Source organism: Streptococcus mitis SK1080 (assembly GCF_000220085.1).
Taxonomy (GTDB): domain Bacteria; phylum Bacillota; class Bacilli; order Lactobacillales; family Streptococcaceae; genus Streptococcus; species Streptococcus mitis_K.
The window spans coordinates 1-16,551 of sequence record NZ_AFQV01000033.1; the positions used below are offsets into that span (position 1 = coordinate 1).

The window sequence follows — 16,551 nt, forward strand, 5'->3', positions numbered from 1 at the left end:
GGCTAGCTTCCTAGTTTGCTCTTTGATTTTCATTGACTATAAATCTTTTTTACTCTCTAAATTCTGAAAAAATCCGAAAATGAATGTGTAAGATATAGTTACTTTTAGAAATATTAAATAGAATAGGAAAACATCTATGGAACAAAGTATTACTATTAAAAATTTATGTAAGTCATATGGCCAAACTCAAATTTTAAAAGATATTTCTTTTGAAGCAAAAGCAGGTAGAGTGACTGCTTTCCTAGGTCCAAATGGAGCTGGGAAAAGTTCAACCTTACGTATTTTATTAGGATTAGACAAAGCAACATCTGGTCTTACTAAAATTGGAGATCAAACTTATAAAGAATTAAAATTTCCTCTAAAAACTGTAGGAGCTTCATTTGACAGTGTAGGTGCTCCTGATGATCGGACTGTTTATCAGCATTTGAAAATTGTTGCTGCTAGTAATGGGATATCCAGTCAGCGAATTGAGCAAGTCTTGGATATAGTGGATATTAGCCATAAGAAAAAATCTAAAATTGGAAAATTATCATTAGGAGAAGGACAACGCTTGGGGATTGCAACAGCTCTATTAGGAAATCCTCAATATCTGATATTGGATGAACCAACTAATGGGTTGGATCCAAGAGGAATTAGGTGGTTTAGAGAGTTTATAAAAAAACAAGCTCAAGAAGGGAAGACAGTCTTGCTATCATCTCATATATTATCGGAAGTGGAAGCAGTAACAGATGATGTAGTTATCATAAATAAAGGAAAAGTTCTTATAAAAGGGACCTTACAAGAAGTGATGAAAAATCTTTCTTCACTAGAAGAAGTCTTCTTTAGTTTAACAGAAGGAGGAAAGTGACATGGCACTTATTTACTCTCTTCATTCTGAAATCTTGAAATTGCTTTATAGGAGAGCTACTCATATTGTACTATTCTTGATACTGGTATTTCAAATGTTTTTAGCAAATATTGGTGCTTCTCAAATTGTTTCAGTTGGTATTCATGCTACACCAGAGACAAATCCAGATTTAGCAGAAGCCATACCTCCTATTGAATTTTTAGGTTTTGATGTCACTTTATTTGGTGTTTTTATTATGATTATCCTAGGCTCAATTTACGGAGCCGAGGAGTATAAATGCTCTGCTATTCGTACAAGCCTCCTCTCTATTACAAATCGAAGTACTTTCCTAGTTTCAAAAACATTAGTTTGGCTTGTATTTTCTTTTTTCATTTCCTTTCTATCAATATTCTTTACGATTAACATGACACATTATGTTTTAGGAAAAGATGGCTTACTTCTTTTTTCACTAAATGGGAGAGTTTGGTTCTATATATTTTTAGCCAGTATAGCTTGGACTTTATTGGGACTGCTAGCCTATATTATGGCTTTGACATTTAAAACAGCCATTGTTCCTCTATTATTTTTGCTTCCTCAAGTCTACAATTTAGGAACATTCTTAGCAAACTATATCTCAGCTGCAAAATTTCTTCCAGTTGCATTGGGGCAAGGATTGATTGCTACATCTCCTCAAATTTTAGAACAGAATAGTTTACAACATATTTTACTTTTACTTTGTTGGAACTTCTCATTCTTGGCTTTAGCAATCTATCGATTACTTAAGTCAGATATTGGAGGAGGTGAATAAGTTGAAAGAGCAACTTAAAAGTGAGTATCTCAAGTTTATTATGAATCCTTGGCACTGGTTGATTATAGGTGCTCTATTACTGTGTGTTCCGGCGATGGTTGTTTTTTTAAATAGTAAGCCAGACCAGTTGACTCTACAGTTTGTTTTGGAACAGCTACTGCAAAGTCTCTATTTAGGACAGGCAGGTTTCATTAGTCTAGCGGTCCTATTTATAGGTCAAGAATTTACAGGTTCTAGCCTTCGTACCAGTTTTCTTACATGTCCAAATCGTTTGAAATTTATAATATCTAAACTAGCTATTGTATTATGTATGGAAATTGTATTATTGGTTGCTGTAATATCATTATGCATACTAATCGCGCAAGGATACTACAATATCAATCTTTTGAGTAATATTAAACATGTTCTAACAATTCTATTTCCAGCTTGTATTTCTATTCTAACCTTCTCTCTTTTAAGTGGTATTTTTGTATTTATTTCCCAGTCTTTTATCTTAATTTTGGGAATCAGTTTATCCCTTTTATTGGGGTTGGGACAAATGTTATTACAATTCAGTTCTTTTTTTAGAAATTTACCATTACTGGCTAGTATGAATTGTTTTTATACCTATCCATTATCTCTTTATTATCCAGTGTGGCAAGGCTTAGGGATACAAATAGTTTGGTTATTAATTGTTTTTGTATTTGCTACACTGATACTTATAGGAAAAAATGTACGCTAAAGACAGGGGATATCCTGTCTTTTTCTCAGTTAGTGCTATAATATATTCAGGAGGGTGAGTTATGGCTTATAAAATTTTGGTTGTAGATGATGATCTTGCTATTCTTCGCCTAATAAAAAAAGTACTAGAATATGAAAAATATGAAGTAGTCATACGAAATAAGATAGAAGAGATTGATCTTTGTGATTTTACAGGCTTTGACTTGATTCTATTAGATATTATGATGCCTGTTAGTGGTTTAGAAATCTGTCAGATGATTCGCGAGCAGATAACTGTTCCTATCTGTTTTATAACTGCCAAGGATATGGATGAAGACTTAGTAGCTGGAATCAATGCAGGTGCTGATGATTATATTATGAAGCCCTTTAGTATGCAAGAACTTTTAGCACGTGTTAAAATGCACTTGCGTCGTGAAGAACGGACTAAAGGAAATGTTCATCAAATAAAGATTGGGAAGCTTATACTATATACGGATAGTAAGGAACTATTTGTAAACGATGATAAGATTGCTCTGACAAGGAGGGAATTTGACATAGTGAATCTTTTGGCAAGCAACCCAAGTAAAATATATTCTATTGAGGAAATTTATAATTATCTATATCCACAAAGTTCAGAAGCGCTTTTACGTTCGGTTTCAGAGTACATTTATCAAATTCGTCAAAAGCTGAAACCTTATCAATTAAATCCAATTAAAACCTTATACGGTGGAGGATATCAATGGGTAGAATCAAAAGTTTTAGACAATTAATTCGAGAAACCTGTTGGAGAATTATTTGGCAGTTTAGTCTTGGCTTACTAATGGCCTATCTTATTCCCTTAGCTTCAGTATCTATACAAATAAACGAAGATGGGAAACCTTTAAACAATAGTGGTGTTCTATCAATTTTTTTCAATGTGTCATCATGGATATATATTTGTGTTTTATTGATTATTCTAATAAGTTATCACATTGGAAAATTGTTGAAAAAACTGAGTTATGAAATGACTTTGATTTATGAAAATAGTATGTGGGTGAAGAGGGAATGTACAGAAAGTTTAACGGTTAAAGAATTTCGTGAGACAGGAAATCGGATTATTGTGATGCAAGATAGAATTCGACAATTAATAGTTGATGAGAAACAGCAGAAAGAAGATTTGATGTTTCAGGTTTCAGCAGCTTCTCATGATTTAAAGACACCCTTAACCATTATTAGGGGAAATGTAGAATTCTTGCAGGCGATAACTGAAAACGACCAATCCCAAGAATGCTTAGCAGATATAGAAAGAGCTAGTCAACAGTTACTAGATTATTTCAATCAATTGATTCACTATTCTAAAACCTATTATGATGATGAGACAGGTTGGACGGAGTATTCCTCTTCAGATTTTATTAATGAATTAGAGAAAGAAGTCTCTTTTTTGATAAAAAATCAGATGAAGTTTTCTTTTGAACAGAATGTGAACGGAACTGAAAACTATTATATAAATCCATCTCTTCTGATTCGTGCCATACAAAATATTTTAACAAATGCTTTGGAATACGCCGATAAACAGAATCCTAAAATTAAAATTAGAGTAGAGCAAGAGGGGAAGGAATTGAAAATAGGTATATGGAATAATGGTTCGGAATTTCCAGAGGAAGTTTTAAATAATTTTGGAAAGCTCTTTTATCGTATGGATAAAGCTAGATCGTATAAAGAGCAACATTATGGTATTGGACTGAGTTTTGTATGTAGAGTTGCAAAACTACACAAAGGCCGAGTTGAGCTTAGAAATAGAGACGATGGAGCAGAAGTTTTAATAACTGTGAATTGTATTAAATCATAGCGAGTTACTTGTTAATTTATGATTGAATCGTTTTTATATGTGAGCTTTTAAACTATTTAACTTTTTTGACTATAGTATAAGATGTAACGGTAGATAATAAAAACGAATGATGATATCTAGTTGATGAAAACTATTTATCATTCATTCATTTTTTTAATTATTGGATAATTTACGTAGCTTTATCTCGAACGTTGTTTCCCAGCGTTGCGATTTTTGTGTTTTTTCTTGCTTGTGATAGCAGTTGGTTGTTCAGGAGTAACGTCTTTTCGTCCATTTGGTGTTGAGAAAGAACGTGCTTTTGGTGGGTTCTTGGCTAGTTCTTCACGGACTTTTTTGCGAAGTTTTGGACGAACGATATAGTTGACGATAAACTGTTGGAGAATCATCATGAAACCACCGACAACCCAATAAAGTGTGACACTAGCTGGTGAGATGAGGGAGAAGCCGGCAATCATGACTGGGCTCACGTAAGCCATTTTCTTGATTTGATCTCTTTGCGTTTCATCTTCTACTCCGTGAAGTGAAAGGAGTGATTGAAGATAGTAGAGGACACCAGCGCAGGCAGCTAAAATCATACTTGGAGAACCTAGAGGAATGCCTAGGTAGCTTGCTTGAGCAACCCCTTCAGTATATTGGGCAGCAAAGTAGATAGCTGAGAAGAAAGGCATTTGAAGGAGGATAGGGAAGCATCCTACACCACCAAACATGCTGATGCCGTGTTCTTTTTGAGCGGCAAAGAGAGCTTGTTGGGCTTCGAGTTTTTCTTCTTGAGTAGTTGCTTCCTTGAGACGCGTTTGGTGTGGCTCAAGGACGTGCTTGAGGGCGTTCATCTTTTCAGAGTGAAGCGTTGCCTTCCATGATTGGTAGATTCCAAGTGGCAAGATAATCAAGCGCACGATAATAGTTACGATGATGATAGCGACACCAAAGCCTAGACCTTGATCAGTAGCGAAGTACTTGATAGCTTCAGCCATAGGCGCTCCGATAGTATTCCAAATAAATCCTATTGGCTTTCCTGTGGCTTTATCGACGCTAACACAGCCAGTCAAGACTAGCAACATAGCCACTCCCATAGCCGAGAGTGCAAAACGTTTAATAGATTTCACTGTTTTTATTCCTTCTTTAAAAATTATACCTTTCTATTCTACTGTTTTTTTACAAAATATACAATAGTTCTAGAGACCTAATTTGCGATTTTAAAGTCAGGGTAGGGAGGAAAGTTGCTCAGTTTGACATCTAAGTAGCTGACTCTTGAAAAAGGTGTTGGTCCTTTGCGGATTTCTTGGATAAATTTTGCCATGGTAGCAGATGAGTCTGCTTGGGCTAAGATTTCCACTGTGCCATCGTCGTTATTCCATACTCGACCTGTGATGCCACCAATTTCAAGTGCCAAGCTGTAAACACCCCAACGAAAGCCGACTCCCTGTACCCTACCTTGGGCAATCATTCTAACCTTTTGCATACCAAACCCCTTTGATTGTGTTATAATATTTCTATGACTATTATAACCTCAAAAGCCAATTCTGTGGTAAAAAATGCCAAGAAATTACACCAAAAAAAATACCGCAAGTCTGCTTATTTGATTGAAGGCTGGCACTTGTTTGAAGAAGCTGTTCAAGCTGGAGTGACGATTGAGAAAATCTTTGCCCTAGAAAGTTACCGAGATCAGTTAGCTGCCTTTCCGCAAACTGTCTGGGTTTCAGAGGAAATTTTGCTAGATTTGGCAGATTCTCAGACCCCACAGGGAATTGTTGCCGTCGTTCAAAAAGAAGAAGTAGGGCAAGCTGACTTTAATCAGGGCAAGTTCTTGTTTTTGGAAGATGTGCAAGATCCTGGTAATGTGGGAACTATCATTCGGACTGCGGATGCAGCAGGTTTTACTGGAGTGATTGTTTCAGATAAGTCGGCAGATATCTACAGTCTCAAGACTCTACGTTCCATGCAAGGCAGTCATTTCCATCTGCCCATTTACCGGATGTCTAGTCAAGCGCTTCTTAAGGAAACCAAAGAGGCAGATATTCCAGTGCTGGCAACAACCCTATCTAAAGATTCTGTTGATTACAGAGAACTGCCTCCTATAGAAAATTTTGTACTAGTTATGGGAAATGAAGGTCAAGGAATTAGTCCCCTTATGGCTGAAAGTGCAGACCAGTTGGTCCACATTAGTATGAAGGGGCAGGCAGAGAGTTTGAATGTTGCCGTTGCGGCCGGTATTTTAATCTTCCATTTAAGCTAATTTTAACTTTCTTTGTTATAATCAAGGAAAGATGTTCATAGAAAAGGAGAAAAGATGAATCACACTATTATTCATGACCGCGCAGGTCTCAATCAATTTTACGCTAAGGTTTATGCCTTTGTTGGTCTGGGAATCGGACTATCCGCCTTGGTATCAGGTCTTATGTTGACGGTCTTTCAATCTCAGTTGGTTTACTTTTTGATGCAGGGGCGTCTCTGGTTGACCATTGCAACATTTGCGGAGTTGGCCTTGGTTTTCGTTGCCAGTAGCATGGCTTCAAAGAATAGTCCAGCGGCTCTTCCAGTATTTTTACTTTACTCAGTATTAAACGGCTTTACCCTCAGTTTTGTGGTAGCCTTCTATACTCCAGGTACAGTTTTATCTGCCTTTGTATCAAGCGCCCTTCTCTTCTTTGTCATGGCGGCAGTTGGCATGTTCACCAAGAAAGATTTGAGTGGCCTTGGTCGAGCGATGATGGCAGCTCTCATCGGTTTGCTAATTGCCATGATAGTCAATATTTTCTTGGCTAGTGGTTTCTTTGATTATATGATCAGCGTAGCCATGGTCTTGGTCTTCTCTGGGCTGATTGCTTGGGACAACCAAAGGATTCGCCTTGCTTATGAGCAATCACAAGGCCGTGTAGCGACAGGTTGGGTTGTGTCAATGGCTCTCAGTATCTATCTTGATTTTATCAATCTCTTCCTAAGTATTTTACGTATCTTCGGTCGTAATGACTAAAAGGTCTATGAAATCAGTGTTTTGAGTGACACTGATTTTTTTTAAAATTTCTCTTTCCTTTTCTTGAAAATAGGTGTATAATGCTTTTAATTAATTTTTTGAGGAGTAGTTTATGAAGAAAAGTTTTATCCATCAACAAGAAGAGATTTCCTTTGTCAAAAACACTTTTACCCAGTATTTGAAAGATAAGTTAGAAGTTGTCGAAGTTCAAGGTCCTATCTTGAGCAGGGTCGGCGACGGGATGCAGGACAACTTATCAGGTGTGGAGAACGCCGTATCGGTCAAGGTTCTCCAAATCCCTGATGCTACTTATGAAGTGGTGCACTCCCTTGCTAAATGGAAACGCCATACCTTGGCTCGCTTTGGTTTTGGTGAAGGTGAAGGTCTTTTCGTCCACATGAAGGCCCTTCGTCCAGACGAAGACTCGTTGGATGCGACCCACTCTGTTTATGTTGACCAGTGGGACTGGGAGAAGGTTATTCCAAATGGTAAGCGTAACATCGCTTATCTAAAAGAAACAGTTGAGAAGATTTACAAGGCTATTCGCCTGACTGAGCTAGCTGTTGAAGCCCGCTATGACATTGAGTCTATCTTGCCAAAACAAATCACCTTTATCCACACAGAAGAGTTGGTAGAACGCTACCCAGACTTGACACCGAAAGAACGTGAAAATGCGATCTGTAAAGAATTCGGAGCAGTCTTCTTAATCGGTATCGGTGGTGAATTACCAGACGGTAAACCGCACGATGGACGTGCACCAGACTACGATGACTGGACAAGTGAGTCTGAAAATGGCTACAAGGGTCTAAATGGTGATATTCTTGTTTGGAATGAGTCTCTAGGTGGAGCCTTTGAGTTGTCTTCTATGGGGATTCGTGTAGATGAAGAAACCCTTCGCCGTCAGGTAGAAATCACAGGTGATGAAGACCGCTTGGAATTGGAATGGCACAAGGCTTTGTTGAATGGCTTATTCCCATTGACAATCGGTGGGGGAATTGGACAATCTCGTATGGCCATGTTCCTACTTCGCAAGAAACACATCGGAGAAGTGCAAACAAGTGTTTGGCCTCAAGAAGTCCGCGATACTTACGAAAATATTTTGTAGAGAATCGAACCGCAAGGTTCGGTTTTCTTTCTCTTTTCGTCCATAATTTGGTATAATAAACGGTATGAAAATCGTATCAGGAATCTATGGGGGACGTCCCCTCAAGACACTAGAAGGAAAGACGACAAGACCTACTTCGGATAAGGTTAGGGGAGCCATTTTTAACATGATTGGTCCCTACTTTGAAGGGGGACGAGTCTTGGACCTTTATGCAGGTAGTGGTGGTTTATCTATCGAGGCAGTATCGCGTGGCATGTCCAGCGCTGTTTTGGTGGAACGAGACCGTAAGGCTCAGGCTATCGTAGCTGAAAATATTCAGATGACCAAGGAAGTTGGAAAATTTCAACTCCTCAAGATGGATGCAGAAAGGGCATTGGAACAGGTATCTGGGGAATTTGACCTCATTTTCTTAGACCCTCCTTATGCCAAGGAACAAATCGTAGCAGATATTGAAAAAATGGCTGAGAGAGAGCTTTTTTCTGAAGATGTCATGGTCGTGTGTGAGACGGATAAGGCCGTTGAGCTTCCAGAAGAAATTGCCTGCCTGGGCATCTGGAAGGAAAAAATTTATGGAATTAGTAAGGTGACGGTCTATGTCAGATAAGATTGGCTTATTCACAGGCTCATTTGATCCGATGACAAATGGGCATCTGGATATCATTGAACGGGCGAGCAGACTCTTTGATAAGCTTTATGTCGGTATTTTTTTTAATCCCCACAAACAAGGATTTCTCCCTATCGAAAATCGTAAACGGGGGCTAGAAAAGGCTGTGAAACATTTGAAAAATGTTACAGTCGTGTCTTCTCATGATGAATTGGTGGTTGATGTTGCAAAAAGACTGGGGGCTACTTTCCTAGTGCGAGGCTTGAGAAATGCGTCGGATTTGCAATATGAAGCCAGTTTTGATTACTACAACCATCAGCTGTCTCCTAATATAGAGACCATTTATTTACATAGTCGACCTGAACATCTCTATATCAGTTCATCAGGCGTTAGAGAACTTTTGAAGTTTGGTCAGGATATTGCCTGCCATGTTCCCGAGAGTATTTTGGAGGAAATAAGAAATGAAAAAAAAGATTAGATGGCCCTTATATGTCATTGCGGCCTTGATTGTGACTTTCTTGGCATTTGTAGTGCCCTTGCCCTACTATATAGAGGTTCCAGGTGGTTCGGAAGATATTCGTCAAGTTCTTAAAGTAAATGACACAGAAGATAAGGAAGCTGGGGCCTATCAATTCGTTACGGTTGGTGTCCAGCACGCTACTTTAGCCCATATGATTTATGCTTGGTTGACGCCTTTTACAGATATTCGTAGTGCCCAAGAGACTACAGGTGGCTCTTCCGATGTGGAATTTATGCGAATCAATCAATTTTACATGCAAACATCGCAAAATATGGCCAAATATCAAGGGCTAAAAACAGCTGGTAAAGATATCGAACTCAAATACCTTGGGGTTTATGTCTTGACTGTAACGGATAATTCGACCTTTAAAGGGATTCTCAACATCTCTGATACAGTTACAGCAGTCAATGATCAGACCTTTGATAGTTCCAAAGATTTGATTGATTACGTCAATTCTCAAAAACTAGGGGACTCCGTCAAGGTCACCTATGAAGAGGATGGGCAAACCAAGTCTGCAGAAGGAAAAATCATTACTCTAGAAAATGGCAAAAATGGGATTGGAATCGGTTTGATTGACCGTACGGAAGTGACCAGTGATGTCCCAATTCGCTTTTCAACAGCTGGTATCGGCGGTCCAAGTGCAGGTCTCATGTTTAGTCTGGCCATCTATACCCAAATAGCTGACCCAGGCCTTCGTAATGGTCGTATCGTTGCCGGTACAGGAACCATTGACCGCGATGGGAATGTAGGGGACATTGGAGGTATTGATAAAAAAGTTGTAGCTTCGGCTAGAGAAGGTGCTGCGATTTTCTTTGCCCCTGATAACCCTGTTAGCGAAGAAGAACAAAAAGCACACCCGGACGCGAAAAACAACTACCAAACAGCCCTAGAAGCGGCTAAAATAATCAAGACAGATATGAAAATTGTGCCAGTTAAAACCCTACAGGATGCAATTGATTACTTGAAAAACAATCCCTAATTTCTAAGGGAAGTTTCCAAACTAGCGCACAAACAGAGAAGATGGTATAATAGTCAAATGGTTCAATTATTATTCACTCTAAGCAGTCACATGCTCTTTATTTATGTGAGTTTTTACCTTTTAAAGGATCTTGTTAGATGGGAAAAGGTTTTAAAAGTGACAACTGAGAATACAGGAAAAGTTCGTTTACTAGTAGCCTTTTTCAGCATTGTCATGGGCTACATCCTGAGTTCTTTCTTTATCAGCCTGTATCAGTTGTGGCAAGAAGCGCTTAGAGGATTATTATAAAATCAAGAGTAAAGGAAACGAGTATGGACAAAATTGTGGTTCAAGGTGGCGATAATCGTCTGGTAGGAAGTGTAACCATCGAAGGAGCAAAGAATGCAGTCTTGCCCTTGTTGGCAGCGACTATTCTAGCAAGTGAAGGAAAGACAGTCTTACAGAATGTACCGATCTTGTCGGATGTCTTTATTATGAATCAGGTGGTTCGTGGTTTGAATGCCAAGGTTGACTTTGATGAGGAAGCCCATCTTGTTGAGGTGGATGCTACTGGCGACATCACTGAGGAAGCCCCTTATAAGTATGTCAGCAAGATGCGCGCCTCCATTGTTGTATTAGGGCCAATCCTTGCCCGTGTGGGTCATGCCAAGGTATCCATGCCAGGTGGTTGTACGATTGGTAGTCGCCCTATCGATCTTCATTTGAAAGGTCTGGAAGCTATGGGGGCAAAGATTAGCCAGACTGCTGGTTATATCGAAGCCAAGGCTGATCGCTTACATGGTGCCCATATCTATATGGACTTTCCAAGTGTTGGTGCTACGCAGAACTTGATGATGGCAGCGACGCTGGCTGATGGGGTGACAGTGATTGAAAATGCTGCGCGTGAGCCTGAGATTGTCGACCTAGCCATTCTCCTCAATGAAATGGGAGCCAAGGTCAAAGGGGCTGGTACAGAGACCATTACCATTACTGGTGTGGAGAAACTTCATGGTACGACTCACAATGTAGTCCAAGACCGTATCGAAGCAGGAACCTTTATGGTAGCTGCTGCCATGACTGGTGGTGATATCTTGATTAAAGACGCTGTTTGGGAGCACAACCGTCCCTTGATTGCTAAATTGCTTGAAATGGGAGTGGAAGTGACGGAGGAGACTGAAGGAATTCGAGTTCGCTCTCAACTAGAAAATCTAAAAGCTGTTCATGTAAAAACCTTGCCCCACCCAGGATTTCCAACAGATATGCAGGCTCAATTCACAGCCTTGATGACCGTCGCAAAAGGGGAATCAACTATGGTGGAGACAGTTTTCGAAAATCGTTTCCAACATCTAGAAGAAATGCGCCGCATGGGCTTGCACTCTGAGATTATCCGTGATACAGCTCGTATTGTTGGTGGACAGCCTTTGCAGGGAGCAGAAGTTCTTTCAACTGACCTTCGTGCCAGCGCAGCCTTGATTTTGACAGGTTTGGTAGCACAAGGAGAAACTGTAGTTGGTAAATTGGTTCACTTGGATAGAGGTTACTACCGTTTCCATGAGAAGTTAGCGCAGCTGGGTGCTAAGATTCAGCGGATTGAGGCAAGTGATGAAGATGAATAAGAAATCAAGCTACGTAATCAAGCGTTTACTTTTAGTCATCCTGGTACTGATTTTAGGCGTTCTAGCCCTAGGAATCGGTTTAATGGTAGGCTATGGAATCTTGGGCAAGGGTCAAGACCCATGGGCTATCCTGTCCCCAGCAAAATGGCAGGAATTGATTCATAAATTTACAGGAAATTAGGCTGGGAGACCAGCCTTTTTATAAAGATAAGGAGAAATATGAACAAAAAAACAAGACAGACACTAATCGGACTGCTAGTGTTATTGCTTTTGTCTGCAGGGAGCTACTATATCAAGCAGATGCAGTCGACAGCGAATAGTCCTAAAACCAAGCTTAGTCAGAAAAAACAAGCTTCGGAAGCTCCTAGTCAAGAATTGGCAGAGAGTGTCTTAACAGATGCAGTCAAAAGCCAAATAAAAGGGAGTCTGGAGTGGAATGGAGCAGGTGCTTTTATCGTAAATGGTAATAAAACAAATCTAGATGCCAAGGTTTCAAGTAAACCCTACGCTGATAATAAGACAAAGACAGTGGGCAAGGAAACAGTGCCAACCGTAGCAAATGCCCTCTTGTCTAAGGCTACTCGCCAGTACAAGAATCGTGAAGAAACTGGAAACGGTTCAACTTCTTGGACTCCTCCAGGTTGGCATCAGGTTAAGAATCTAAAGGGTACTTATACCCATGCAGTCGATAGAGGTCACTTGTTAGGCTATGCCTTAATCGGTGGCTTGGATGGTTTTGATGCCTCAACAAGCAATCCTAAAAATATTGCTGTTCAGACAGCCTGGGCAAATCAGGCACAAGCCGAGGATTCGACTGGTCAAAACTACTATGAAAGCAAGGTGCGTAAGGCCTTGGACCAAAACAAGCACGTCCGTTACCGTGTAACTCTTTATTATGCTTCAAACGAGGATTTAGTTCCTTCAGCTTCACAGATTGAAGCCAAGTCCTCAGACGGAGAATTGGAATTTAATGTCCTAGTTCCCAATGTTCAAAAGGGGCTTCAACTGGATTACCGAACTGGAGAAGTCACTGTTACTCAGTAAAAGATAACATAAACTCCCATGTCACTTGTAGATGTGGGAGTTCTTCTTTTACTAGTTTCAGCAGGGCTAGAATAGGTACTAAGAAAAAATAATATGTACTGGACTATATTTTGTGATATAATAAAGGATAAGATACTATTTTAGGAGAAGAACTATGGAAGACCCAAGTAGTCAGAATTTGTTGCTACAATTTGTTTTATTGTTTATCTTGACGGTGTTAAATGCCTTTTTCTCAGCCACAGAAATGGCCATGGTTTCACTTAACCGTGCGCGGGTTGAACAAAAGGCAGAAGAAGGAGATAGACGCTATATCCGTCTGCTGAAGGTACTAGAAAATCCTAACCACTTTTTATCAACCATTCAAGTAGGGATTACCCTGATTACGATCTTATCAGGGGCGAGTTTGGCAGACACTCTGGGACGAGAAATTGCATCTTGGCTTGGAAATGGCGAAACAGCTTATGCCGTTGCAAGTTTTCTATCTTTAGCATTTTTGACTTATATTTCCATCGTTTTTGGGGAATTGTATCCTAAGAGAATCGCTCTTAATCTAAAGGATGCCTTGGCCATTCGTACAGCGCCAGTCATCATTGGACTGGGGAAACTAGTTAGTCCCTTTGTTTGGCTCTTATCTGCATCTACCAATCTCTTGAGTCGCTTGACTCCTATGACCTTTGACGATGCGGATGAAAAAATGACCCGTGATGAAATTGAGTACATGCTGACAAATAGTGAAGAAACACTAGATGCTGACGAAATTGAAATGTTACAAGGAATCTTTTCACTGGACGAATTGATGGCCAGAGAGGTCATGGTTCCTCGAACGGATGCCTTTATGGTGGATATTCAGGATGATAGTCAAGCCATTATCCAAAGTATTTTAAAACAAAATTATTCTCGTATCCCTGTCTATGATGGAGACAAGGATAACGTGATTGGAATCATTCACACCAAGAGTCTTCTTAAGGCGGGCTTTGTGGACGGTTTTGACAATATTGTATGGAAGAGAATTTTACAAGATCCACTTTTTGTACCTGAAACTATTTTTGTGGATGACTTGCTAAAAGAATTGCGAAATACCCAAAGACAAATGGCAATCTTGCTGGATGAATACGGTGGGATGGCTGGTTTGGTGACCTTGGAAGACCTTTTAGAGGAAATTGTTGGTGAAATTGATGATGAAACGGACAAAGCAGCAATAGATGTTCATCAGATTGGCGAGGACACTTACATTGTTCAAGGAACTATGACCCTCAATGATTTTAATGACTACTTTGATGTTGAACTGGCAAGTGATGACGTTGATACCATCGCTGGCTACTATTTGACAGGAGTTGGGACCATTCCAACGACTGAGAAACTCAGTTATGAATTAGTCAGCCAAAACAAACAGCTTATCTTAACCAATGATAAAGTGAAAAATGGACGTGTTACCAAGGTAAAAGTCCAGATCACAGAAGTCGAAATAGAAGAAGAAACAGAATAAACTAGAGGCTTTTGTCACCAGGTGTGACGAAGCTTTTTTCAGTTGATTTCATGAGGGAATTATGTCATGGAAAGAACTTTGCCCCAAAAGTTTTTTAAAATTATCCGTATTTATCAGAAGAAAAATAAAAAAAGCCCTAATTTACAGGCTTTTTGTCTTGATAAATTCCGATAAATTCGGCATTGAAAGGCGGTAGACGGATTTGAACCGACGATCAAGCTTTTGCAGAGCCGTGCCTTACCACTTGGCTATACCGCCTTAACGTTTATTATTATACCTTGAAAATCATTCTCAGTCAATAGTTTTTTCAGATTTTTTGTGTTAATAAGCCTAAATATTCTGAAAATTCGTTTACTTTTCTTGAAATCTATGATATAATTGATAATGACCTATACTTTATTACGAGGAGTGAAGAAATGAAAAAAAGTCAAGTGCTTGCTGTAGCAGGAGCTACCTTATTAGCGTCAGGAGTTCTAGCTGCGTGTTCAAACACTAGTTCAAATAATGCGAAACTAGCAAAAGATTACCAATATGTTTATCAAACAGATCCAGAAACCTTGGATTATATCGTCAGCAATATCGATTCAACATCATTCATCACAACAAATGCTGTAGATGGTTTGTTGGCTAACGATAAATATGGTAATCTGGTTCCTTCTATTGCTGAATCATGGACAGTTTCAAAAGATGGTTTGACGTATACCTATAAAATCCGTAAGGATGCTAAATGGGTGACAGCAGAGGGAGAAGAGTACGCTCCTGTCACTGCTAAAGACTTCGTTACTGGTTTGAAACATGCGGTAGATGGGAAATCAAAAGGACTTTCAATCGTTAGCTCTTCTATTAAGGGATTAGAAGCATATATTAAGGGTGAAACAAGCGATTTTTCAACCGTCGGAGTAAAAGCACTCGATGACCAAACACTAGAGTATACCTTGAACCAGCCAGAAACTTTCTGGAATGACAAGACCACTAGTGGTGTTTTGATGCCAGTTAATGAAGAATTCTTAGCTTCAAAAGGGGAAGGTTTTGGTTCTCCAACAGATGCTAACTCTATTCTTTATAACGGTCCATTTGTCTTGAAGGCTGTAACTCCTAAATCATCTATCGAGATGGCTAAAAATGATGCTTACTGGGATAAAGAAAATGTAAAAATTGAGAACGTTAAGTTCACTTTCTGGGATGGTAAGGATCAAGATGTAATTGCCAAAGGTTTTTCTGATGGTCAATATAGCAAGGCTCGTATCTTCCCTACAAGTTCTACATATGAAAAATATGCAGCTGACTTCAAAGATAACATTTACTTTAATGAACCAGGTGCGGGTGTTGCAACTGTCAGCTTGAACTATGGCCGTACAACTTATAACCACACTGCCAAAACAAGTGATGCCCAAAAGACATCTACTCAAAAAGCTTTGCTAAATAAGGAGTTCCGTCAAGCCTTGAACTTTGCGGTCGATCGCAATTCTTACTCAGCTCAAACAAATGGTACTGATGGAGCTGCAGTAGCCATCCGTAATACATTCGCACCGTATAATCTTCAAGTTGGTAAGAAAACATTTGGTGAATTGGTACAAGATAGCTTGGCTAAGACAAATTCTTCTACTTGGTCAAACGTATCTCTAGCAGATTCTCAAAATGGACTTTACAATGAAGAAAAAGCGAAAGAAGTCTTTGCTAAAGCTAAATCAAGCCTACAAGCTGAAGGTGTTGAATTCCCAATCCACTTGGATGCCTTGGTTATCCAAGAATCAACAGCGGTTGTAAATCGTGTTCAATCATTGAAACAATCAATTGAAAAAGTATTGGGTTCAGATAATGTTGTTGTAGACTTGCAACAAATGACTCAAGCAGAAGCTTTACCAATTTCATTTAGTGCTCCAACAGCTAAAGAGCAAGATTGGGATATCCACACCTTGCTAGGATGGAACCCTGACTATCAAGATCCTTCTACTTTCTTGGATCAGTTTGTCATCAAGGGAGGAAACATTCGCCTTTACCTTGGTATTGACCAAAATACTGATGCATCAGTAGTAAGCAAACTTGCTTTAGCTGACTATGGAAAATTACTTGATGATGCAAA

Annotated in this window: 19 protein-coding genes and 1 tRNA gene; 17 read left to right on the top strand and 3 right to left on the bottom strand. The window is 39.4% G+C overall.

Translation table 11 applies throughout. The features are described from left to right. The first annotated feature begins 136 nt into the window (after positions 1-136). The 5 genes from HMPREF9957_RS12115 to HMPREF9957_RS12135 all read left to right on the top strand — a co-directional run bounded on the left by HMPREF9957_RS12115 (position 137) and on the right by HMPREF9957_RS12135 (position 4,161). Complete coding sequence (locus tag HMPREF9957_RS12115; RefSeq protein ID WP_000438099.1) at positions 137-847, top strand: ABC transporter ATP-binding protein; 711 nt, start codon at positions 137-139, stop codon at positions 845-847. Position 848: 1 nt separating this feature from the next. Beyond that, entirely contained in the window at positions 849-1,634 is a 786-nt protein-coding gene (locus HMPREF9957_RS12120) for a hypothetical protein (RefSeq protein ID WP_001185222.1), read from the top strand. Between the two features lies 1 nt (position 1,635). After that, positions 1,636-2,355, top strand: coding sequence for an ABC transporter permease (locus HMPREF9957_RS12125; RefSeq protein WP_000663010.1), 720 nt, complete (start codon positions 1,636-1,638; stop codon positions 2,353-2,355). A gap of 61 nt (positions 2,356-2,416) precedes the next feature. Continuing rightward, entirely contained in the window at positions 2,417-3,103 is a 687-nt protein-coding gene (locus tag HMPREF9957_RS12130) for a response regulator transcription factor (RefSeq protein ID WP_000323582.1), read from the top strand. Then, positions 3,073-4,161 carry a sensor histidine kinase gene (locus HMPREF9957_RS12135; protein ID WP_000532636.1) on the top strand — a complete coding sequence of 363 codons (1,089 nt, stop codon included), beginning with the start codon at positions 3,073-3,075 and terminating at the stop codon, positions 4,159-4,161. The genes HMPREF9957_RS12130 and HMPREF9957_RS12135 overlap by 31 nt, the downstream gene beginning before the upstream one ends. 179 nt (positions 4,162-4,340) lie before the next feature. Here the strand turns inward: HMPREF9957_RS12135 and yidC are convergent, their stop codons facing one another. Both yidC and HMPREF9957_RS12145 read right to left on the bottom strand, forming a co-directional pair. Next, complete coding sequence (gene yidC / locus HMPREF9957_RS12140) at positions 4,341-5,267, bottom strand: membrane protein insertase YidC (protein ID WP_000835962.1); 927 nt, start codon at positions 5,265-5,267, stop codon at positions 4,341-4,343. Positions 5,268-5,344: 77 nt separating this feature from the next. Continuing rightward, positions 5,345-5,623, bottom strand: coding sequence for an acylphosphatase (locus HMPREF9957_RS12145; protein ID WP_001174617.1), 279 nt, complete (start codon positions 5,621-5,623; stop codon positions 5,345-5,347). Between the two features lie 33 nt (positions 5,624-5,656). Between HMPREF9957_RS12145 and HMPREF9957_RS12150 the strand changes: the two genes are divergently transcribed. The 11 genes from HMPREF9957_RS12150 to HMPREF9957_RS12200 all read left to right on the top strand — a co-directional run bounded on the left by HMPREF9957_RS12150 (position 5,657) and on the right by HMPREF9957_RS12200 (position 14,468). Continuing rightward, a complete protein-coding gene (locus tag HMPREF9957_RS12150) occupies positions 5,657-6,397 on the top strand; it encodes a TrmH family RNA methyltransferase (RefSeq protein WP_004242869.1) in 741 nt (246 codons plus the stop codon). A 54-nt stretch (positions 6,398-6,451) separates the two neighbouring features. Further along, complete coding sequence (locus HMPREF9957_RS12155) at positions 6,452-7,135, top strand: Bax inhibitor-1/YccA family protein (protein ID WP_001016909.1); 684 nt, start codon at positions 6,452-6,454, stop codon at positions 7,133-7,135. A 112-nt stretch (positions 7,136-7,247) separates the two neighbouring features. Further along, positions 7,248-8,240 carry an aspartate--ammonia ligase gene (gene asnA / locus HMPREF9957_RS12160; protein WP_000748005.1) on the top strand — a complete coding sequence of 331 codons (993 nt, stop codon included), beginning with the start codon at positions 7,248-7,250 and terminating at the stop codon, positions 8,238-8,240. 64 nt (positions 8,241-8,304) lie between these two features. Further along, a complete protein-coding gene (gene rsmD, locus HMPREF9957_RS12165; RefSeq protein ID WP_000706954.1) occupies positions 8,305-8,844 on the top strand; it encodes a 16S rRNA (guanine(966)-N(2))-methyltransferase RsmD in 540 nt (179 codons plus the stop codon). Next, positions 8,834-9,322 (top strand): pantetheine-phosphate adenylyltransferase, encoded by a 489-nt coding sequence (gene coaD / locus HMPREF9957_RS12170; RefSeq protein WP_001280738.1) that lies wholly within the window; start codon positions 8,834-8,836, stop codon positions 9,320-9,322. The genes rsmD and coaD overlap by 11 nt, the downstream gene beginning before the upstream one ends. Further along, positions 9,306-10,343: a SepM family pheromone-processing serine protease gene (locus tag HMPREF9957_RS12175; protein WP_004242864.1), complete on the top strand. Its 1,038-nt coding sequence runs from the start codon at positions 9,306-9,308 to the stop codon at positions 10,341-10,343. Before coaD ends, HMPREF9957_RS12175 begins: the two co-directional genes overlap by 17 nt. Positions 10,344-10,400: 57 nt before the next feature. After that, positions 10,401-10,631: a DUF1146 family protein gene (locus HMPREF9957_RS12180; protein WP_000250395.1), complete on the top strand. Its 231-nt coding sequence runs from the start codon at positions 10,401-10,403 to the stop codon at positions 10,629-10,631. Between the two features lie 23 nt (positions 10,632-10,654). Next, complete coding sequence (gene murA, locus HMPREF9957_RS12185) at positions 10,655-11,938, top strand: UDP-N-acetylglucosamine 1-carboxyvinyltransferase (RefSeq protein ID WP_000358036.1); 1,284 nt, start codon at positions 10,655-10,657, stop codon at positions 11,936-11,938. Next, on the top strand, positions 11,931-12,119 hold the full coding sequence (locus HMPREF9957_RS12190; protein ID WP_025170734.1) for a DNA-directed RNA polymerase subunit beta: 189 nt from the start codon (positions 11,931-11,933) through the stop codon (positions 12,117-12,119). The genes murA and HMPREF9957_RS12190 overlap by 8 nt, the downstream gene beginning before the upstream one ends. A gap of 38 nt (positions 12,120-12,157) precedes the next feature. Beyond that, the gene (gene endA, locus HMPREF9957_RS12195; RefSeq protein ID WP_001036771.1) at positions 12,158-12,982 is read left to right on the top strand and encodes a DNA-entry nuclease EndA; all 825 of its coding nucleotides are present in this window, start codon (positions 12,158-12,160) and stop codon (positions 12,980-12,982) included. A 154-nt stretch (positions 12,983-13,136) separates the two neighbouring features. Next, positions 13,137-14,468 carry a hemolysin family protein gene (locus HMPREF9957_RS12200; protein WP_000390024.1) on the top strand — a complete coding sequence of 444 codons (1,332 nt, stop codon included), beginning with the start codon at positions 13,137-13,139 and terminating at the stop codon, positions 14,466-14,468. A 187-nt stretch (positions 14,469-14,655) separates the two neighbouring features. Here the strand turns inward: HMPREF9957_RS12200 and HMPREF9957_RS12205 are convergent. Beyond that, positions 14,656-14,726 (bottom strand) — tRNA-Cys (locus HMPREF9957_RS12205). Between the two features lie 158 nt (positions 14,727-14,884). On the opposite strand from HMPREF9957_RS12205, the gene HMPREF9957_RS12210 reads away from it, so the two are divergent. Beyond that, positions 14,885-16,551: peptide ABC transporter substrate-binding protein (locus tag HMPREF9957_RS12210; protein WP_000749578.1), on the top strand; the 1,667-nt coding region annotated here is incomplete at its 3' end.